Origin of the sequence: Acinetobacter sp. YH12233, from assembly GCF_013417725.1 — a bacterium.
Taxonomy (GTDB): Bacteria; Pseudomonadota; Gammaproteobacteria; order Pseudomonadales; family Moraxellaceae; genus Acinetobacter.
This window is the reverse complement of the sequence record NZ_VPDK01000014.1, coordinates 58,976-79,774: the sequence shown is the minus strand read 5'-3', so window position 1 is coordinate 79,774 and position 20,799 is coordinate 58,976. Positions and strand designations below refer to the sequence as shown.

Annotated in this window: 21 protein-coding genes and 1 pseudogene; 6 read left to right on the top strand and 16 right to left on the bottom strand. The window is 42.3% G+C overall.

Going from position 1 to position 20,799, the window contains the following annotated elements; all coding sequences use genetic code 11:
- Nucleotides 1-88, bottom strand: a pseudogene (locus FTV12_RS08360) (IS1595 family transposase); the annotation flags it as partial.
- A gap of 93 nt (nucleotides 89-181) precedes the next feature.
- Here FTV12_RS08360 and FTV12_RS08355 point away from each other — a divergent pair.
- Nucleotides 182-1,063, top strand: coding sequence for an alpha/beta fold hydrolase (locus FTV12_RS08355; RefSeq protein WP_180010578.1), 882 nt, complete (start codon nucleotides 182-184; stop codon nucleotides 1,061-1,063).
- A 34-nt stretch (nucleotides 1,064-1,097) separates the two neighbouring features.
- Here FTV12_RS08355 and FTV12_RS08350 read toward each other — a convergent pair whose 3' ends face one another.
- Nucleotides 1,098-1,583, bottom strand: a complete 486-nt coding sequence (locus tag FTV12_RS08350) for a hypothetical protein (protein WP_180010727.1) — start codon at nucleotides 1,581-1,583, stop codon at nucleotides 1,098-1,100.
- A gap of 390 nt (nucleotides 1,584-1,973) precedes the next feature.
- Between FTV12_RS08350 and FTV12_RS08345 the strand changes: the two genes are divergently transcribed.
- On the top strand, nucleotides 1,974-2,420 hold the full coding sequence (locus FTV12_RS08345; protein WP_180010725.1) for a GNAT family N-acetyltransferase: 447 nt from the start codon (nucleotides 1,974-1,976) through the stop codon (nucleotides 2,418-2,420).
- Nucleotides 2,421-2,433: 13 nt separating this feature from the next.
- Here the strand turns inward: FTV12_RS08345 and FTV12_RS08340 are convergent, their stop codons facing one another.
- The 5 genes from FTV12_RS08340 to FTV12_RS08320 form a co-directional block, all read right to left on the bottom strand.
- A complete protein-coding gene (locus FTV12_RS08340; RefSeq protein WP_257218385.1) occupies nucleotides 2,434-4,221 on the bottom strand; it encodes a diguanylate cyclase in 1,788 nt (595 codons plus the stop codon).
- A 231-nt stretch (nucleotides 4,222-4,452) separates the two neighbouring features.
- Nucleotides 4,453-4,791: an FKBP-type peptidyl-prolyl cis-trans isomerase gene (locus FTV12_RS08335; protein ID WP_159123393.1), complete on the bottom strand. Its 339-nt coding sequence runs from the start codon at nucleotides 4,789-4,791 to the stop codon at nucleotides 4,453-4,455.
- Nucleotides 4,792-4,871: 80 nt separating this feature from the next.
- Nucleotides 4,872-5,495, bottom strand: a complete 624-nt coding sequence (locus FTV12_RS08330; RefSeq protein WP_103799665.1) for an MgtC/SapB family protein — start codon at nucleotides 5,493-5,495, stop codon at nucleotides 4,872-4,874.
- Nucleotides 5,496-5,584: 89 nt separating this feature from the next.
- Entirely contained in the window at nucleotides 5,585-6,115 is a 531-nt protein-coding gene (locus tag FTV12_RS08325) for a YaeQ family protein (protein WP_103799664.1), read from the bottom strand.
- 100 nt (nucleotides 6,116-6,215) lie between these two features.
- The gene (locus tag FTV12_RS08320) at nucleotides 6,216-7,220 is read right to left on the bottom strand and encodes a GTP-binding protein (protein WP_180010566.1); all 1,005 of its coding nucleotides are present in this window, start codon (nucleotides 7,218-7,220) and stop codon (nucleotides 6,216-6,218) included.
- Between the two features lie 393 nt (nucleotides 7,221-7,613).
- Between FTV12_RS08320 and FTV12_RS08315 the strand changes: the two genes are divergently transcribed.
- Together FTV12_RS08315 and FTV12_RS08310 are read left to right on the top strand one after the other, a co-directional pair.
- A complete protein-coding gene (locus tag FTV12_RS08315; RefSeq protein ID WP_004784941.1) occupies nucleotides 7,614-7,868 on the top strand; it encodes a hypothetical protein in 255 nt (84 codons plus the stop codon).
- 327 nt (nucleotides 7,869-8,195) lie between these two features.
- Nucleotides 8,196-9,800 carry a bifunctional 3-(3-hydroxy-phenyl)propionate/3-hydroxycinnamic acid hydroxylase gene (locus tag FTV12_RS08310; RefSeq protein ID WP_180010564.1) on the top strand — a complete coding sequence of 535 codons (1,605 nt, stop codon included), beginning with the start codon at nucleotides 8,196-8,198 and terminating at the stop codon, nucleotides 9,798-9,800.
- Nucleotides 9,801-9,861: 61 nt separating this feature from the next.
- Here the strand turns inward: FTV12_RS08310 and FTV12_RS08305 are convergent, their stop codons facing one another.
- The 5 genes from FTV12_RS08305 to FTV12_RS08285 all read right to left on the bottom strand — a co-directional run bounded on the left by FTV12_RS08305 (nucleotide 9,862) and on the right by FTV12_RS08285 (nucleotide 13,970).
- Nucleotides 9,862-10,476 (bottom strand): glutathione S-transferase family protein, encoded by a 615-nt coding sequence (locus FTV12_RS08305; protein ID WP_171505579.1) that lies wholly within the window; start codon nucleotides 10,474-10,476, stop codon nucleotides 9,862-9,864.
- Nucleotides 10,477-10,599: 123 nt separating this feature from the next.
- Nucleotides 10,600-11,496, bottom strand: a complete 897-nt coding sequence (locus FTV12_RS08300) for a LysR substrate-binding domain-containing protein (RefSeq protein ID WP_159123387.1) — start codon at nucleotides 11,494-11,496, stop codon at nucleotides 10,600-10,602.
- A 1-nt stretch (nucleotide 11,497) separates the two neighbouring features.
- Nucleotides 11,498-12,700: an MFS transporter gene (locus tag FTV12_RS08295; protein ID WP_180010562.1), complete on the bottom strand. Its 1,203-nt coding sequence runs from the start codon at nucleotides 12,698-12,700 to the stop codon at nucleotides 11,498-11,500.
- Nucleotides 12,701-12,741: 41 nt separating this feature from the next.
- Complete coding sequence (locus tag FTV12_RS08290; RefSeq protein WP_180010560.1) at nucleotides 12,742-13,305, bottom strand: TetR/AcrR family transcriptional regulator; 564 nt, start codon at nucleotides 13,303-13,305, stop codon at nucleotides 12,742-12,744.
- Between the two features lie 143 nt (nucleotides 13,306-13,448).
- Nucleotides 13,449-13,970, bottom strand: a complete 522-nt coding sequence (locus tag FTV12_RS08285; RefSeq protein WP_004784949.1) for an acyl-CoA thioesterase — start codon at nucleotides 13,968-13,970, stop codon at nucleotides 13,449-13,451.
- A 262-nt stretch (nucleotides 13,971-14,232) separates the two neighbouring features.
- Between FTV12_RS08285 and FTV12_RS08280 the strand changes: the two genes are divergently transcribed.
- A protein-coding gene (locus tag FTV12_RS08280) for an IS5 family transposase (protein WP_103270875.1) occupies nucleotides 14,233-14,984 on the top strand; the annotation gives its coding sequence in 2 pieces (ribosomal slippage) (nucleotides 14,233-14,569 and nucleotides 14,569-14,984; 753 coding nt in all).
- Nucleotides 14,985-15,103: 119 nt separating this feature from the next.
- On the opposite strand, the gene FTV12_RS08275 is transcribed toward FTV12_RS08280, so the two are convergent.
- Together FTV12_RS08275 and FTV12_RS08270 are read right to left on the bottom strand one after the other, a co-directional pair.
- On the bottom strand, nucleotides 15,104-15,280 hold the full coding sequence (locus tag FTV12_RS08275; protein WP_162835329.1) for a hypothetical protein: 177 nt from the start codon (nucleotides 15,278-15,280) through the stop codon (nucleotides 15,104-15,106).
- 333 nt (nucleotides 15,281-15,613) lie between these two features.
- Entirely contained in the window at nucleotides 15,614-16,609 is a 996-nt protein-coding gene (locus FTV12_RS08270) for a patatin-like phospholipase family protein (RefSeq protein WP_159123384.1), read from the bottom strand.
- Nucleotides 16,610-16,730: 121 nt separating this feature from the next.
- Between FTV12_RS08270 and chrA the strand changes: the two genes are divergently transcribed.
- Nucleotides 16,731-17,945, top strand: a complete 1,215-nt coding sequence (gene chrA / locus FTV12_RS08265; RefSeq protein WP_180011974.1) for a chromate efflux transporter — start codon at nucleotides 16,731-16,733, stop codon at nucleotides 17,943-17,945.
- Nucleotides 17,946-17,997: 52 nt separating this feature from the next.
- Here the strand turns inward: chrA and FTV12_RS08260 are convergent, their stop codons facing one another.
- Nucleotides 17,998-19,473, bottom strand: coding sequence for a sodium:alanine symporter family protein (locus tag FTV12_RS08260; protein ID WP_180011976.1), 1,476 nt, complete (start codon nucleotides 19,471-19,473; stop codon nucleotides 17,998-18,000).
- A 42-nt stretch (nucleotides 19,474-19,515) separates the two neighbouring features.
- On the bottom strand, nucleotides 19,516-20,754 hold the full coding sequence (gene gltS, locus FTV12_RS08255) for a sodium/glutamate symporter (protein ID WP_004784955.1): 1,239 nt from the start codon (nucleotides 20,752-20,754) through the stop codon (nucleotides 19,516-19,518).
- Between the last annotated feature and the right edge of the window lie 45 nt (nucleotides 20,755-20,799).

Below are 20,799 nucleotides of genomic sequence, written 5' to 3'. Positions count from 1 at the left end.
AGGCTGTTTTGGAAGCAGGAATATCAACACAAAAGCATTGAATAATTTTTTTAATCTTGTAGTGACTTAATTTACTGTTTTCTATCATGATTCTAGACTAACATAATCATTTTGCTAGTCTAGAGCCAAAATAATATAGATTCACCTCCCCTGATTCAATCCACGTATAAGGATATCCAGTATGCAACAAGGAAAAGTTCAGGTTGAAACCGTGCAGTTTTTGGCAGAAGATGGCTATACCTTAACCGGCAAGCTTTACCGCAGTGAATATGCCAAAGCCAATATTGTCATCGCCTGTGCGACAGGTGTTCCCCAAGCTTTTTACCGGCGCTTTGCCGATTATGCAGCACATGCAGGTTTTCAGGTACTGACTTTTGATTATCGCGGGGTGGCTGATTCTGCACCTAAACGGTTAAAGAATTTTAAGATGTCCTATCTGGACTGGGGGCAATATGATCTCAGCGCTGCGATTGATTATCTCAGCCAAACCGGTCTGGACATCTATATGATTGGCCATTCCTATGGCGGACAGGCCTTGGGATTAAGCAAATATCATGATCGCATTGAAGCAATGTACTGCTTTGGCACTGGTGCTGGCTGGCATGGTTATATGCCTTTAACTGAAAGAATCAAGGTTCAGGTAATCTGGAATATTGTTTTCCCACCGATGGTGGCAGTGACAGGTTATTTGCCATGGAACCGTTTAAATATGGGCGCTGACTTGCCACGTGATGTTTATCGTCAGTGGCGCAAATGGTGTAAAAATCCGACCTATTTCTTTGCCGATCCTGAACTGAAAGACCTGCATGCCCATTATGCCGCGGTAAAAACACCTATTTATGCCGTAGCCGCGCTTGATGATGCCTGGGCCTTACCTGAATCCAGACAAGCCTTTATGCAACATTATCGTCAGGCTCCGTTGCATTATATCAATATTCAGGCAGCTGATTATGGACTCAAGCATATGGGACATATGGGTTATTTCCGTCAGGGCGCAGAACAGCTCTGGGATGAAGTGCTTACCAAGTTCAGCGAATTACATCAACTCAAATATGCAGCTTGATTTTAGTTTCTAGAGCATTTAAGCATTTAGCTGCTTAAGCATAACGTGCCTGTTGAACATTGGTTCGGATTTCCTGACGGTGTTCCTCGCCGAAACGGTCGACATGGGCATAAAATACCCCATAACGGCCGACATAATACTCCAGTGACTGGTCATAAAAATTCCAGAAAATTGACCATTCGCCTAAATCCATCTGACGGATTTGTGTACCGGTATGCATCGGCATCTTACGGAGCAATTCCTGCTGTAACTGCTCTGCTTCATTGCGATCCTGAATCTGAACCTGATGTTGGAAAAATAATTGCGCCACGTCATCAAACAGTTCCAGCTCATAGGCATCGACCACATGCAAGGTTTCCTGAGAATCAGATTGATTCTCTTCAGCATTCCTGGAAATCGGGTCCGCTTTTTTGACACGTTTACTTTTTACATAACGCTGGGTTTTATAGATTTTCATGCCGATAAACCACATCGCATAAATTATCAGGGCTAGACATGAAAAAATCAGGAATTTAAGAATCATTGATCATCTCGTGTGGTTAATTTTATTTTTATCACGGTCTGCCAATTCTTGATTTGGCGATCTTCTTTTAACTTAACACAAGTCTATTTTTTGTACAGCAAACATGAGGATTTTTTTAGATCTTCTTGGATTTTTTCTTCGGTTGAGCCTTATTTCCCATTATTCAATTTGAAATGATAGTCTAAAATCTTGTTAAAAATTAGAATTAAACCAGAAGGCCAATATTGATCAAGATAAATAAATCAGACAAATCACTACAGAATCGATCATCAACTCTTGGTTCTTTAGCAAATGCACTCAAAAAGCTACACGATTGGTATTTGTTTTTCTGAGCATTTTCCTTCAAATAAAAGGTCCCTCTTTATGGTCGAGTAAATGAATAAAATTATGATTCGTGAAGGGAAGATTCAAGATATACCTCAAATAATTCAGGTCATCCACGACAGTATTCAATCCTGTATTTTGGATCATCAACGTGAAGACAGCGTGATCCAGCGCTGGCTGGAGCAGTTTAATCACGCCCAGTTAATTGTGGAAATGCTTTATAACGACTGTTGGGTGTATATTTTGAATGATCAGATTGTCGGCTTTTTGCTGGTCAGTGACACTGGAGAAATCCTGATGCACTATGTGGCTGCACGTTTCCAGCGACTCGGGGTTGGCACCCAGCTTTTTGATCAGATGCACAAATCCTTAGTGCGTAAAAATATCCATAAAATTAAAGTCCAATCGACTCAAACAGCTTTAAGTTATTATCAAAAAAATGGATTTTTCTCACCGAATCCTCAATCGGAAAATGAAGAAAATTATCATTTATATAAATACGCTTTTTAAAATTAAAACTTTTTTATGTCATTTTAAGTTGATCTCGCCCTGCCTGCTTAGCCGCATATAACTGTACATCTGCCGCTTTCATCAGTGCATGAATATCTGGATATGGATGTGTTTGATCCATCCAGGAAATGCCCATACTGACCGTGACATAGGATTTATCATCTGTGCGATTTAAATGTTCAAATTGCTGTTCGCGAATCTTGATTAAGACTTTTTCCAGAGATTGAAATGCTGGCTGGACAGGTACATCAGTAAGTAGAATCGCAAATTCTTCTCCACCATAACGGGCTAAATACGCGGATTCGGGGAGTACCGTCTGAATGACCTTGACCAGATTCTGTAAAATTTCATCTCCTTTTAAGTGCCCATAATAATCATTGTAGTTTTTAAAATAGTCGACATCGAGCATGGCAAAAATCAGTGTACTGTGTGGATGTTGCTGACAGTATAAAAACTGCTGCTGGATTTGGTCATTTAAAGCACGGCGGTTAAAGGCACCCGTCAAAGCATCAATATTCACCTGATGTTCGAGTTTGGCATTCAGTTCACGTAATTGCTCGGTACGTGCTTTGACTTTCTGATCGAGTGAATTATTTAACTCTTTCAGATTCATATTCAACTGCTCTGTCGCATAGGTTTGATGGGCATAATTTTGCGACTGCTGAAACATGATGATCACAGCATACAGACTGGTCGAGATAAAAGACAGATGCACACTTTCAATCACATTGATCAGCAATAAATAGTCATTTATAAAGGTCAGGCATAGAAAAATGACCGCATAGAGAGTCAAGCGCGAATAATTGTCTTTATGATGTAAAGTCTGATAAAAGCCATAGATAAAATTGACCACCACGACTATCCCGAAAATCGCACTATACAAGGCCAGACGTTGAAAATTTTCCGGATCGATCAACAGGGTTACGACACAGTTCAGTAGTAAAAGTCCTGCGGCAACACTATAAATAAATCGATGCAAATAGCGCTGATTAAACAGGTACATATAACTGAGGAAAAATAGAATCGCCAGGAAAGTGAACAGATATTCTAGGCGTGTTCCCCATAGCCAACCGAGCTTAGTCACGATCGAATAGGCATACGGCGCTGCAAAAAAGTTATGCAGGGCCAGAAAAATAATGAACAAGCCAAAGATAAAAATACTTTTGCTATTGCGTTCTGTTGAACCCCGAAACATTGAAAAAAGAATCGTAAAAAAACCCACCCCAAGCACCAGTCCACAGACTATACTGATGCTCATCATAAGCTGCTGATACTGACGGTTAATAGTTCCGGCTGTTCCAATGCGTATAGGCTGTTCAATCCCGCCATGCAGATGGGTATAGTTTGAGGCCTGAATACTCATGGTGAAATATTCACTCTCAGGAACAAAATAACCGATTCGAGGAGCCCTTTCATTTCTCTGCTCTTCCGCTGTTTTCGCAATTTCCCCATGCCGCAGAATAAATTTTCCATCGATATAGATTCGATAGGCACCATATTCAGCCGGAATATGCACGGCGATCCGACGTCCGATAAATTCTGATGGAATTTTGAAATGTCCGATAAAGGTTCCATAGCCAATATTTGAACCGGTCAGGTCTTTAAATGAAGCGGGTAATTGAACCTCTTGCGGAGTAAGTACGGAACTTGGTTCAGTAATAAACTGGTTTGGATAAAACTGCCAATTTTGGGGCAATTGGCTACTATGATCTTCAGTAAAGTGAATTTCGGAAATATGCGGTTGACTGTGCTGCGTGACAGAGGAAGATTCAAGAGATGCCTGGGCGAAAACTGGAATCATCACTAATAGGACCCAGCTAATGCTCCAAATCAATATTACAGAATAGACATTCCTTATCATGTTTTGCAAAGACAGTATTTTCCTGAAAAGTGCTTTATTCTTCTTATAATCTACGTCGAATAGCAGGGAGTGCAAAGCTTTTTTTGTAGCTCATCGGATGAAGTCCATCTAGCTATGACTTCACCCGTTCAACATTCACTCATCACAATGAATGAAGCTTATTTCAGTGAATCAATCACGTGTTTTAACATCATACAGTTCGATTTCAAAAATCAGGTTTGAATTGGCCGGGATGATATTCCCCATTTTACGTTCACCATAAGCCAAATGAGCAGGCACAATTAGTTTACGCTTACCGCCCACTTTCATACCGATAATCCCTTGATCCCAGCCCTTGATCACACGGCCAGTGCCAATCACGGTTTCAAAATAGTTACCACGATCCAGTGATGAGTCAAACTTGGTGCCATCTTCTAGCCAGCCAGTATAGTGAGTCGTAATAAGCGCGCCCTTAACCGCTTCTTTACCTTCACCCACTTTCAAATCAATAATTTCTAGCTCTTTGGTCATGACCAATATCCTTTCTCTGGCAAATACGCATAGTATAAACGGGATTAGACAGAATTCCTTTAGCTTTGAGGCTTAAAGGATTAAAAGCTGAGTTCCTGGATATTTGAATCATTCAGTAAATAGTTAGTCAATTTTTTATGATTTTCGGCGGAGCCAATTAAAATCCAGCGTCCACTAATACGGTGTTCCGTTTTATGCTGCACACTGCGAACGACTTTCATATTATAAGTTTTAAATAATTCTTCGTATTGCTCTAAGGTTTTACGTTGATAAGGACAGATAATTCGGTAGGTTCGTGCCTGACTTAAAGTTTCTATTCCCTCTTGGACATAGATCAGAAAAATCAGCACGATTAATACAATAAAAGTAGCAAACAGACTCAGCCATTCATAACCCGCGCCAGCTGCCATGCCCAGTGCTGCTGTCATCCAGATGGTTGTCGCTGTCGTAATGCCTGAAATCCGGTTTTCATCTTTAAAGATAACTCCCGCACCAACAAAGCCCAAGCCAGTAAGGATATTGGCTGCAATCCTATCCTGACTATCCAGACCAATTTTGATTGACATAATCGTGAACAAGCAGGAACTCAGACTGACCATGATCATAGTCCGCAAACCGGCAGACTTACTGCGATATTCGCGTTCTGCACCAATAATTGCACCAATACCGAGGGCAATGAGCAAACGATAAAGATCCGGATGCATATATTTATCCCTGTTTCATTTTTATTATTGTCAGGTATACGCAATTTCTGAATCAGGATACAAGCCGAGACTTGCATCCTTATTGGCTGTTATTGTAACTGTTCCCATTCAATTACAGCTTGGGCCTGATCACCGATCAAGGTCCATTCGCCATCCATGACATTCAGTTGCAGCTGCATGGTACGTTCACATAACTGTTGTACCGCTTCAGTGCTGGCGGTCGAGATTTTCCAGACCTCAACATTCGACAGCGTTTTCAGTTTGGAATTACGTTTATACCATTCATCAACTGAAGAACCATAAGCAACTACTGCGACCTGTTTGCAACGTGCGCTGGCTTTTTTGACTTTATCTTCGTCAGGACAACCCACTTCGATCCATTTCAATAATTGGCCAGTCAGGTCTTTTTCCCACAGCGCTGGCTCATCAGTCTCAAACAGATCCTTGGTAAATTCAAGCGCTTCGCCAGCAAAACGTGCATAAGCCAGAATACGTACCATCAGACGTTCAATGGTTTCCGAAGGATGTAGTGCCATCGTCAACTGATAGTCTTCATAACGATGGGTATCCATATCGGCAACGTTCAAATCTGCCTTATAAATTGTCGCTTTTAACGCCATAATACAATCCTCAAATTTGGCGCCTAGCATATAAGATTTATTGATTTTTTGCTGGACAGATTTCGTCTTATCTAGCTATTTTCTATACACAGATTCGAAGCTATTTTTCCTGCTCAATCCGGCATTGCATTAAAGCAGTTTCAAACTCCAGCCAGTCACGTGAGGTCTGGTAAATCACTTCTACCCGGTTATCAATGCCTTCTTCGGCAGACTGATAATTAAACTGATCAGGATTGAAATTAAAGCTTTTCCAGCCCTGATTGGTATTAAAAATCCCTTTGATTCTGAGCCAATCCTGCTGCTCACAAAGCAGATCCAGCAGATCATAAAAATCAAACTGCCAGCGTTTTGGCAATTTCCAACCTGCCACCTGATAGCCTTGTGCACTTTCAACATAATGATAAGGCAACTGATGTACGACAGCCGGCACCTCTCCCAACACTTGGCGCTGTTGCTTGAGCAGTGGCTGAATCTGACGTGAAGCACCCTGATAATCCTGTTTGATTTGCTCAATATCCAGCTGTCCGTTTTCTATCATCAGCCAGTGCTGGGCATATGGCTGATACTCAGACTTGAGTTCAGTTAAAGCAGCATGATCAGTTTCAGTCATCAAATCAGCATGGGAAATAACCACGATATTGGCAACTTTCAGCTGATCCGCATACAGGTTCTGATGCGTCCAGTCCCGATCATGTAAACGTGAACCATCGACTACCGTGACCAGAGCCTGCATTTTCAAATGACTCTGCCAATGCGGTTCGGTGAGCTGTTCCAGCAGTTGCCCGGGATGTCCGAGTCCTGTAGGTTCAATAAATAGCCGGTCCGGTTTGGTTTCTGACAATAGCCGGGATAAAGCAATCTGCATTGGCAACTGACTGCTACAACATAAACAGCCGCCCAGCAATTCTTTCACTGCATAGCCCTGATCCTGAGGCAGTAATTGCTGGTCGACGCCAATCTGACCAAACTCATTCATCAGCACAGCCCAGACTTCTTGCTCCGGTTTCTGGCTCAGTAAATATTTTAATAAAGTGGTTTTACCAGCACCCAAGAATCCGGAAATGATGTGTACAGGAATAGGCTGCTGAGCGGCAAGAACTTTCAAAATTGATTCTCTCTCAAAGATAGAATTAGAATGAGTAAACCTGACTATTATAGAACACTGGACTCTTGCAAAAATGTTCATTCTTGGATGATTAGATTCTATTTATCTCGGTTCAAATAAAAATAACAGTCTGTAGTAAGTACTTTTTAACCGTTAACTAGTTCACTTAAACGCTATATTTGAAATATTTACACACATTTCCAGCTAACAATTTCCTATACATTTAACAGAAGAAAACAAATTTCCAATGATTGTATTTGCTTGGTTAACAGCTTCGTGCGGCTTTTGTTAATTGCTTTGCTCCATAAAATTTTCATGCTTAGGATGACTTCCTGCCGGATTGATGTGATGGTCATTCGGCAGTTTATAAATGTAATAAAAAGGATGCTCAACATGAAATATACACAAATCTTACTTGCAACAACGCTTACTGCAGCCGCAGCTACCAGTTTTGCAGCAAACAACACCACTGACACGAAGACCACTGAGGAACAGAAAGTCACTGTGACAACTCAGGAACTTCCTGCAACGAATAACCCAAATCCAAATGTAACCACAGCTGGACCTGCTGACCAGCCTGCTGCGTCTGAAGCTGCTACAGAAGACAAAGATGGTAAAAAAACGACTAAGTCGACATCGACTCGTTAATCAGGTTTAAAGCAACATCTCGTGCAGTAAATCTCCAGTAGGTTTGACCTATGCTGCCGGATGTAGACTAAGGCTGAATCATGCAACTGCGTGATTCAGCTTTTTTATACCTTATAGGCTATTCACTATAGCCAGAAATGATCATAGGATTCATTCATCTTATGAATAAATTTAAATATTATTATTTATTATCAATAACTTATTAAAATAAAATTCTTTTCAACTAAATCTTTTTGATAGACATGACCTACTATGGACTAGCTTGTTTAGCGCTATTGATTGTTCCTTAATAGTCTCAATCCTGAATTGATGGAATGGACATTCGCGATGAGCAATACAAATTACACCACTGAAGTGGCGATTTTGGGGGCCGGCCCGGTAGGTTTAACAATTGCCAACTATTTAAGCAAACAGGGTGTACAGGTCACTGTGGTTGAACAGCTAGATAGTCTGATCGATTATCCGCGTGCCATCGGCATTGATGATGAATCCTTGCGTACCATTCAATCTTTGGGACTGGTTGATCAGGTCTTGCCGCATACGACCCCGAATCATGCCATGCGCTTCCTGACACCCAAAGGCCGTTGCTTCGCAGACATTCAGCCACTGACTCGTGAATTTGGTTTCTCCCGCCGTAATGCTTTCATTCAGCCACAAGTAGATAACGTTCTGCTAGAAGGCCTCAAACAATATAAAAAAACTGAAGTACTTTTCTCTCGCCATCTGACACATTTCAGCCAGGATGCTGAGGGTGTAACTTTAAATGTTCAGACTAAAAATGGCAGCTTAGAAACCATTCGTGCGCAATACCTGATTGCCTGTGATGGTGGAAACTCTTATGTACGCCGTACCCTCAACATTCCATTCGAAGGTGAAACTGCGCCAAACCAGTGGATCGTGATTGATATCGATAATGACCCATTGGCAACCCCACATATTTATCTATGCTGTGACCCGGTGCGTCCTTATGTATCAGCTGCCCTGCCGCATGGCATTCGCCGCTTCGAATTCATGGTTATGCCAGGCGAAACTCAGGAAGAACTCAGTAAACCGGAAAATATTGCTAAACTGCTTTCTAAAGTTTTACCGAATACCGATGGAATCGAAGTAATTCGTCAACGTGTCTATACCCACAATGCACGTATTGCAGATAAATTCCGTGCTGACCGTATCCTGCTTGCTGGTGATGCTGCGCACATCATGCCGGTATGGCAAGGCCAAGGCTATAACAGCGGTATGCGTGATGCCTTTAACTTGGCGTGGAAAGTCGCATTGGTGATCCAGGGAAAAGCAAGTCATGAATTACTGGACTCTTACCAAGTGGAACGTAAGGATCATGCCAAAGCGATGATTGATCTTTCAGTGATGGCAGGCCACGTTCTTGCGCCACCAAAAAAATGGCAAGGTTTTGTTCGTGATGGTATTGCTTATGCATTGAACTATATTAAGCCAATCAAACAGTACCTGCTGGAAATGCGCTTTAAGCCTATGCCGAAGTATCATGATGGTGCCCTGCTGGCCAATACTCAAAAAGACTCTCCAGTCGGCAAGATGTTTATTCAGCCGCAGGTGAAACTGGAGTCTGGTGAAACTGTATTACTCGATGAAGTGATTGGCAATGACTTCGCCATCATTGCCTGGGGGGTGGATCCGAAATGGGGCTTAAGCAAGGAAACGATACAGCAATGGAAAAACCTTGGCGTGAAATTTATCCAAGTCATTCCTGCGGTTCAGTTGTCTAATCAACATCGTAAGCAATACGAAGATGTGATCACCATTGGTGATATCGGTACGGACATTCGTACCTGGTTCGGCAAGACCAAGGACTCTATCGTCATCCTGCGTCCAGACCGCTTCGTGGCAGCCTTAGCGATTCCTCAATCTATAGAAAGCACAAGTCAGGCGCTATTTAACAAGCTCCATGTCAAATAATTGACCTCAGTCAAAAAAACCACGCTACGGCGTGGTTTTTATTTATAGATGAACATAAAAGCTAAGTTCGGTATTGCTCAAACCATGAAATATCTTTGAGAGAATCACGACGTGCCATTTGCTGTAGGAAAGGTTTAAATTCTTCCAACGGCGGCAAAATTTTGGTACTAATTGCGAAGATCAGACAATAGGCCACATATAGATCTGCAGCAGAAACTTTTTCACCTAAAAGATAAGGCTTGGCCTGCGACAAACCTCGTTTAAAAAAATCAAATACCGCGGCTTCGTTACCAAAACTTAAACTGGTTCGGACCTTTTCAATCTGTTCTTGAGATACTTGTAAATTTTTTACATCAATATATTCAGTCAGTGGCCCATGACAGAAGAAAATCCATTTTAAATAAGTACCACGCTTGGGATCATCTAAAGCGGGTGCCAATCCTTTGTCCTGATACTTATCTGCCAGATAGATGATAATAGCCGCCATTTCTGAAATTACGACGCCTTGATCAACCAGACAGGGAACTTTACCCATCGGATTGATCTGAAGATATTCAGGTTGATGCATATCTTTAAAAGGAACTTCCACCTGCTCAAGCTGGTCTTCAATCTGTAGTTCTTTAAGGATAGGCAGCAAGGTCATGCCGCGTGACTGAGGGTTGTTATAGAGCTTCATCATTCTGCTTCAACCGATTTCTTATTTTTTGAATTTCAGTATAAAGCGATTTTCCTCTGCGATTAAAAAGCATGTGCTACAGATCATTTCTGTAGCACATTTCATTTATGGAAGATCAATAATTTACTTAAAAAGGTCTACACAAAACTTTTCTTTAAGCACTTTCAGAATCAGTTCAATCGCAGGATGCTGGTTATTTTTACGGTAACTGACATAGAGAGCAATCATCGGTAAAGGTTCCAGCGTTTTCTTCACCACAATATTATCGCCGAGTAAAGGAATCACATAGGCTGGTACCAGACTCCAGCCAACCCCCATGCCGACCAGATTGACATTCAGCAGAATATTGGTGGAATACTGCACCACATTCACGTTCAGTTTCGATTGCCTAAAAAAATCATCAATAATCTTATGCAGCTGTGGTGAAGCCTGCTCATCACTAATCACAAAGTCCTGATTTTCAAACTTCTTGATGCTGACATAGGGCATTTCTGCGACCGGAGAATTTTTCGGCACAATCAGCGTCAGTGGCTCATCAAAAATCTGAACGGACTCAAACTCATCCGACTGATCTCGGTAGCGGGTAAAGGCAATATCAATACTGCCCTGTCTCAGCGCGCTAAACTGTTCTGCATCGGTCAGGCTATGAAACAGTGCTTTCAGTTCAGGAAAATGTGCACGGATATTCGGCATGATATAAGGAAAAATTTTCATTTCCGCGACCGGTACGAAGCCGATATTCAGCTGACCCTTATGTGCATGGGCGATCTGACGGGCTGCCTGCACGGCACGTTCCGCATGTTCTAAGCTCAACAGAGCTTCCTTTAAAAAAGCCTGTCCAGCCTCGGTCAGCTCAACCTTGCGGTTATTCCGCTCCAGCAATTGCGCATCCACTTCACGCTCCAGATCCTTAATCTGCTGACTGAGTGAAGGCTGAACAGTATTCAGTTTTTCAGCTGCCCGAGTGAAATTCAGCTCTTCAGCCACTGTAACAAAATAGCGTAAATGTCTTAATTCCATTTTATTCTTCCGGTAAGGATGCTGAAATCGAAGGTCGCTTCCTGGCCACATATTGACGGTAGATCAATAAAGTGAAAATCACCATCACTGCACAGAACATATAGGTCTTTTCAAAACCGTATTGCGCAATGATCATACCCATCACTACTGAACCCACTGCCAGTCCAATATCAAACAGGGTAAAAAAGGTAGAAATTGCATAGCCCATACGCTGTTTTTCGACAGATTGAATCGCTAGAGTTTGTAAACATGGAAATAATGAACCGTAACCAATTCCGATAAATACCGCAGACAACCACATAGTCCATTGGCTGGACATGACACTGACAATCATCATGCCAATCGCAAAGAAAATAAAGGAAGGATAGATAACTGCACTTGGTCCTTTACGGTCGTAAATTTTGCCCACCCAAGGCCGTACCAACAACATTGAGGCCGCAAAAACAATAAAGAAGATGCCGGTATAAGCCAGTAGTTGCTTGGTTTCACTAAAGGGCGTGATAAAACTCATGATACTGGAGTAAGCAAAAGCCGTGAGCAGTGCCACAAAACTCACCGCCAGCACTTTGACTTCAATAATGTCATGCAGGCTGAATTTTGATTTTTCGACCACTGTAGCTTGAGGTTTTGCTAATTCGGTAATTTTCAGCATGAAGGAAAAGATCAAGCCGATAGAGATAATCACGGCAAGCAAGCCAAACAGCACTTTAAAGCTGGTGAACTGAACTACGGTTAAGGCCAGTAATGGACCAAATACCACACCCAGATTAGTCGACATGACAAAATAGCCCATGCCCTCACCCTTACGAGATTCCGGAATAAACTCATTTGCAACGGGAACGGTGACCGTCGTCAGGATGCTGAACCAGATCCCATGTAAGAAACGCACTGCCAATAATGACCACATGCTATCGACCAGCAGATAACCAAAGGAAAATAAGGCAAAAATAACTCCGGCTCCGCGCATTGCCAATTTCTTGCCGAGTTTCTCGATGATCATGCCAGAAAAAGGTCGAACAGCGATGGAGGAAACTAAGAACAGGGTCAAAGCTAAACCTGCTTCTTTGACTGATCCGCCCAGATCTTTCATGATATAAACCGGCAGAATGGTCAGTAAGGCAAAGTAATAGACAAACAGGAACAGATTGTTCAATAAACACAGAATAAAGGAGCGATTCCATAAGCGCTCAGGACTAGCAGACATAACACGCAACTTTTAAAAACAAATTTAAGAACTGACTAAACTCAGGGAGAAATCAAAGCTGGGCTTAAGGCCAGATCTACCAGATTCTGGATATATTGATCATCCGGCATGCGGTTGAAGAAAATGATCTGGTAATGAATCGGCCCGTATAAGGTGTCCAGCATCAGATCAAAAGGATAATCCGCACGTAATTCCCCACGCTCGATGGCCTGTTGAATCAATTGGTGGGTTTGTTTTCGACGTGGTAATAGATACTGCTGAAAAAAGTCTGCAGCCAGCTCCCGATGATTGGCCATAACGACCAGCAAAGCTCGGCCTACCGGATGATTAAGCGCCAGAACCAGCAGAGTTAGCTGTTGAACCAGATTGCTGCGCAAGCTTTGTGAAGCATCCAGTTCAAATACCCCTGCTGTGCGCTGCTTAAACGCATCTAGTACCAGTTCAGATTTATGTTTCCACCAGCGGTAAATCGTAGATTTGCCAACCCCTGCCCGTGCAGCCACATCTTCAATCGTTAGCTGATGATATTCACCTTCTGCCAGTGCATCCGAAACCGCCTGTAGAATACTGTGCTGGCGCCGTGAACATTTTTCTTCTTCACTCATGCTTAAAACCAAAAAAACAAAACGATACGTATCGTTTCATAGTAGATTAAAAAACAAGCTTAAGCCAGAGTTAAATGAATTTTATAGGCAAAAAAAAGACCTCTCATTGAAGGTCTTTTTAATAAGCAAATTAAGTTTAGTTCTTAGCTATGCGCTGATTTTTTATAGATACTGCATGAAGGATGATGATTTTCCTGCAGACGGGCAACTTTACGTTGTTCAGCTGCTTCAAAACGGCAACGTTTCCAGTCATTGTCCAGATTCAGCGGTGGAATCTGTTTAGGCTTACCATTTTCATCAACAGCGACCATCGTGAAGTAGCAACTATTGGTATGGCGTACAGTACGTTTCTGAATATTTTGCGCTTCTACACGAATGCCAATTTCCATTGAAGTACGACCTACATGGTTCACACTTGCCAGGAAAGTCACCAGCTCACCCACATGAATCGGTTCTTTGAAATTTACTTTGTCCACAGACAGGGTTACGACATAACTACCCGAATAGCGACTCGCACAAGCATAAGCAACCTGGTCCAATAATTTCAGAATTGTTCCACCATGTACATTTCCTGAAAAGTTCGCCATATCTGGCGTCATAAGGACCGACATCGTTAACTCTGACTGGTCATCCGATGCTGTTGCAATTTGATCTAAAGGGGCCATCGTTTTCTCTGAACTCTTTGAATGACAATGATATAGACCATTATTATAGCGTTTTTGGCCTAAATAAAATGTTCAATTCGGCAAATAAAACATCATAATTCTTGATATGAAATTTTTCTCCATACAAAAAAAAAGATATTCCTCTGAGGATCCATAGAAATCATCAGAAAGTTATTTTCAGTAACTATAAAATAAACAGGAATTTATCCACTAGGGCTTGTTGAGAATTAACAAAGGCTACTGATTAATTTATAATAGTACTATGGATAGATACATACTTACTGATGCCCAATGGGCAAAAATGGAACCTTTTTGCCTAGGTAAAGTGACCGATCGAGGTCGTAGTGGAAAAGATAATCGATTATTTTTAGAAGCAGTCCTATGGATTGCCCGTACAGGCAGTCCATGGCGTGATCTACCTGCTCATTTTGGTAAATGGAATACCGTCTTTAAAAGATACCGTGATTGGGTGAAAGCTGGTGTATTTGAAACTATTTTTGCATCTGTAAATGAAGATGTTGATTTGGAATACGCCATGATTGATGGAACGATTGTTAAAGTTCATCGACATGGGCAAGGTGCAAAAGGGGGACTTTCAAACAGTCTATAGGTAAATCTCGAGGTGGAATGACCTGTAAAATTCTTGCCTTAGTGGATAGTCTAGGCAACCTCATTAAGTTTCGATTAATGCCTGGTCAATATCACGATTTAGTAGAAACCAAACCTTTAATTGAAGATGTTGATTTTCAAGCATTACTAGCGGATAAAGCATTTGATGCAGATTGGCTCATCCAAGAACTCAATGAACGTAAAGTGAAAGTGGTGATCCCACCCAAATCTAATCGAAAAGTAATGAGAGCCTTTGATACGATTATGTATAAATGGCGTCATCTCATTGAAAACTATTTCTGTAAGTTAAAAGAATTTAAACGTATAGCGATGCGTAGTTGTAAAACAGATACGAGTTTTGAAGCCATGATTCAATTGTGCGCGAGTTTAATTAACTCTCGGTAATTCTCAACAGACCCTAAAGTATTTTCTTGAATCAATGCACTGCAATGAAGAAATTTTCTATTAAGCATGCAGAACTCGGTTTAAGAAAACTGCATGTATTAACAAAAAATAACCTCGAATTAAGCAGGCACCTGCCTCAACATTTCTCGCGCCACATTCTCATAACTTAAAGTCTGCTGGCCATGCAATATAGTTTCAACGGTAAAAGAACCATCGGGATGAACTTTAGTTACAGTAAAAATCGTATTTTCAAACTGAGCTAATGTGACTTGCTGGCCAATTTCGATGTGATTCATATGGCTTTTACATTTATTAATCTGTCGATTTTTATTCTGTCATGATCTTCTAAGCTTTTGAACAGTTGTTTAACTTAAGTCTGTGAATAATTTTGTTAAAATCAAAAAATAGCCTTAAAATATTTTCATAAAATCACTATATTTTTATAATTCAAAGATTTATTTCCCATTAAAACTTGGGCTTTAAGTGACTTTCAATAGGTAGAAAACATCAGCTCATCTCTAAAAACGATGAGCAAAAATGAGCCGCTTTTCACCTATATGAGGAAAGTGGTGAATATCTTTATACATCTATTTGAAAAATAAATACTTTATTCAAAATCTTAGAACAAACTATTGTTGCTGAGCCAAGAGCAATGGAATCTGATGACCTTGACTATAATTATGCTTCTGATAGACCTGAGCAATTTCTGGTAGCTTGAGTTTAGCCGCCTCAATCCCAGCATCCATGGTCAACTCCCTGCCACGCACGTCAAAGATATGACCTTTTTCGCGTAAGTCTGGTTGAATCACTACATCGGCGTATTGCAGTTCCTCAGAAGCTAGACGTTGCTGCATGATATTGATGTTCTGGTTGAATAGGCCCCAGACATTGGTGGTTTCGGTATGGATCGGCTGTGCCAGAATATCGACAGCAATCACAATATCAGCGCCCAACTCACGAGCCACTTTGACCGGCACCGGACTGACCAGCCCTCCATCCACATATTCCTTTTTCTGGATAACAGTCGGAATAAACATGCTTGGAATAGAAACGGATGCACGCACTGCCTGACCGGTATTACCATAATTAAAAACTACGCGCTTGCCCTCTTTCAAGGCTGTGGCTACCACAAACATCGGGATTTTCATGGCTTGCAGAGGCGTCTGATCAACCTGTAAATTCACATAATTTTCAACTTTTTTGCCATCAAAAAAGCCTTTGCGGTCTAGCTTGATGTCGCGAACATCAGTGGCTTTCATGCTTAATGCAATATTACGCAGTTCAATCGCTGGTTTACCACTGGCATAAATGGAACCTACGATACTGCCAGCACTGGTTCCCACAATAAAGTCAGGTTGTATGCCTGCCTGCTCCAATACTTCAATTGCACCGATATGCGCATAGCCACGCGCACCGCCACTGCCAAGAACGAGTGCAATCACCGGACGGTTTTCTGTTTGCTTGATCTTGCGGAAATTGATCTGGTTTGGACGTGCCTGGGCTTCTGCTACTGAACTGGCAGATTTGATATGACTAGAGTTAGATGGATTAAAACCGGATGTCGTTTGGCAGCCGCTCAAACCTACCATTGTCATCGCCAATATACTCAGTACATATTTCTGCATGCAGAGCACGTCCTCATTTTGTTAAAGCAGCATAGTGTATAAACACATGCTTAAATAATCTGTAGAATTTCGTAAAACTGTCATACAGTTGCACTAATGTCTTTCAATTTTCAGCCACTGTATGAATACACCTTCACTGTACCGGATCTTTCTCACTTTCCTGCAACTGGGCTGTATGGCATTCGGTGGACCGGCAGCGCATCTGGTGTTTTTTCACCGTAAATTTGTCGACCAGTTACAGTGGTTAAATGCGACACAATATGGTCAGCTGGTTGCATTAGCGCAGCTTTTGCCCGGCCCAAGCAGCAGCCAGGTAGGCCTTTCAATTGGCTATCTGCAAAGGGGTTATGCTGGAGCATTCATGGCCTGGCTTGGGTTTACCTTACCTTCAGCGCTTTTGATGAGCTTGATCGCCGTACTTGGTCAGTACTATTTCCATATTCTAAACTCAAACAGCTTTCATAGCATTCAATTGATCGTTTTTTCTGTAATCGTCTGGGCATTCTGGCAAATGCTCAATAGCTTCTGCAAGAGCATCTGGCAATATGTACTGGTCTTCATTTCCGTCCTGATTCTGAGCTTCATTAGTATCAGTTTGAACCAGCTACTGGTCATTATTTTAGGGGCAGTTTTTGGCCTCATAATGGCAAAATTTTCCAATTCTCCTCAGGAAAATAAGCCTGCTTCAAATTCATCTACCATTCACTCAAGCTATATTCGGCCACGTCATGCACCTTACTGGTTCATCGCATTTTTATTACCATTTTTTCTGATTCCTATACTAGTCAAATCTGGTTCTTGGCCTGAACTCGCATTTTTTGCTGATTTCTATCAAACTGGCTCATTGGTCTTTGGTGGCGGGCATGTCATTCTGCCTTTGCTGCATCAGGACTTTGTGGCGACCAATTTACTTTCGCCCCAATCTTTCGATCTAGGTTATGCATTTGCCCAATTGATGCCGGGTCCATTATTTAGTTTTTCCAGCTATGTCGGTGCTCTGTTGCCTTGGACAGGTTCATCCTGGATTAATGCACTGTTAGCAACCTGTGCCATTTTCCTGCCTTCGTTTTTTCTGATTTTTGCTACTTTGCCTTATTGGTCATGGTTAATGCAGCAACGTATTATTTTTCAGGCGGTAAGCGGGATTAATGCGGCAGTGGTCGGACTACTTTTATATTTGCTGATTGATCTCTCTCAGGCATATTTTCGTTTCTGGTCTGATCTGGTTTTTGTCATCGTGATGATTCTACTGTTACGCTCGAAATTACCAGTCTGGTTCAGCCTGATTGCCGGATTTATCCTATATCAAAGCTATCTTAATTTTGTGTCATTCTAACCATTTAAACCCATAAAAAAGCCCCGAACCAGTCGGGGCTTTTGCTCAAGTCTTACCAGATATCTGATTTAACTTTATCTTTAAATTTCGGATGATCATCGAGCTTAAACTCTGGTTGCTCGATGCCACGTTTCAGCTGACCGGTATAGTCCTTGAGCAGCATCAAAATAAATGGCATCAGCAGCACAATCGCAATCAGGTTAATACTGGCCATGACACCCATGAACAGGTCCGCCATATTCCAGATCAACGGCACACTAGCAATCGAGCCGAAATACACCATAAACAATACCAGCAACCGGAAAATAAACATGACCTTGCTGTTATTATTGATGAACTGAATATTTCCTTCTGCATAGGCATAGTTACCAATGATAGAAGAATAGGCAAACAGGAACAGAATCAAGGCCAGGAAGTCATCGCCCCAAGCACCAATCTGGCTTTCAAGCGCCATCTGGGTCAAGGTCACGCCTTCAAAACCGGCATTTTCATATAGGCCAGAAACCAGAATCACGATAGCGGTACATGAACACACAACGAAGGTATCTACAAATACGCCAAGCATTTGAACCAGACCCTGATTCACCGGATGTTTCACGTCAGAGGCAGCCGCCGCATTCGGTGCTGAACCCATCCCCGCTTCATTCGAAAATAAACCGCGCTTAATCCCCATCATCATGGCCATCGAGATCATGGCACCGAAGAAACCGCCTGCAGCTGCTTCAAACTCAAATGCTTTGCTAAAGATCAGCTGAAAAATAGACGGCAACATATCGTAATTGATGACGGCGATATATAAAGCTACACCCAGATAAAGAACTGCCATGAAAGGGACCACCCCTTCAGCAACTTTTGCAATCCGTTTGATCCCGCCAAAAATAATCATGGCCGTAATCAAGACCAAGACCAGACCAATCCAGGAAACTTCCAGATCGAAACCACCTAATGGCAACATCAGATTGGCTTCATTCCAGCCCCAGGCATGTGAGGTTGCACCAGTAATCGCATTGGCCTGCACGGCATTGAACACAAAGCCGTAAGTCGTAATCAGCGCAATTGCAAAGACAATTCCCAGCCATTTCTGTTTAAGACCCTGAGTGATGTAATAGGCAGGTCCACCGCGGAATTGCTGGTTCTTGTTATCACGAACTTTAAATAACTGTGCTAATGAGGATTCTACAAAAGCAGAACTCATTCCCAGAAATGCAGTAAACCACATCCAGAACACAGCACCTGGACCACCGACAGCAATCGCAATGGCGACGCCTGCAACATTACCCACACCGACCCGGCTGGCCAGGCCTGTAACAAAGGCCTGAAACGGCGTAATACCATGGTCATCATCGACCTTGCTACGGCTGCGTTTCATGACTTTGATACTGTGCCAGAATAAACGGATCTGTACTGCACCGGTCATGATCGTATAGCAAATACCAACAGCGACCAGGAACACCACTAAAAAGTCCCAGAGTGGACCATTTAAGGCATCAACCCAGCCCAGTAAGGTTTCATTTAGCTGATCATTCATGTCATATCCTTATGAGCTTATGACTCATTATCAAGCCTAAAATTAGACGAAAAATTTCAAGATCATCTGGATGATCGTGGCATTAATCAAGTCAACGAAGAAAGCACCACATAATGGAACGATCAGGAAAGCTTTATGCGATGCACCATACATATTGGTAATCGCCTGCATATTGGCGACTGCCGTTGGGGTTGCACCCATCCCGAAACCACAGTGACCTGCAGCCAGTACTGCGGCATCATAGTTTTTGCCCATTACCCGGAAAGTGACAAATGCTGCATATAAAGCCATGGTCAAGGTCTGTGCACCGAGAATCACCATCAATGGTCCTGCAAGATCCGCCAGTTGCCATAGTTTTAATGACAGCAACGCCATGGCCAGATAAAGCGACAATGAAGCATTACCAAACACATCAATCGCACGGTCGAAGATCTGGATTTTCAGGATACCTTCCAGCACGTTACGCAGAATCACGCCGCCTGCCAGTGCCCATACAAATGTTGGCAGTTCAAATACTGTATCTTTACTGAAGCCAGTCATCAGCTCCGCAAATGCTAGACAGCCTGCAAACAGACCAAGTGTGGTAATGGCATTATCGGCAGTGATCAGACGGACACGATGTGGATATTCAAATTGCACATATTCATCTGTCGTGCTGTCCATTGGCGTGTTGTCACGTTTTTCGATCTGCTGATCGGTACGTGCCACAGCAAGATTATGACGGTTAATCAACAGTTTCGCCAAAGGCCCACCGATAATTCCCCCAATAATCAGACCGAAGGTCGCACTTGCCATACCGAGCGCCAAAGCCCCCTGAATACCATGCTCAACTTCCATAATTTCACCCCAGGCGCCAGCAGTACCGTGTCCACCAGTCAAGGTAATCGAACCGGCAATCAGACCGATCAGAGGATCAATACCCAGTAAACTTGCCAAGCCCATACCCACTGCATTTTGTAGGGCAATAAATGTTGAGATGGCAACCAGGAAGATCACCAGTCCGATCCCGCCTTCGCGTAATTTAGCGAAGTTCGCACTCAGACCGATCGAAGCAAAGAAAATCAGCATAAAACTGGTTTGCAGTTCCGCGCTCGTGGTAATGCTGTAGCCCCAGAACGAATGAACCAGCAGAGAGATAACCGCTGCAACCAAACCACCTGCGACAGGTTCAGGAATGTTGTAACGTTTTAGAAAATCGATTTTATCTACCAGAAACCGGCCCAGTAATAGCACAATTACTGCAGCGATCAGGGTATAAAATGCGTTAAAAGTAAAATCCATAATTTTTTTGTCCAAGATGGTTCTGAATTTTTGTCATTCTAAAAG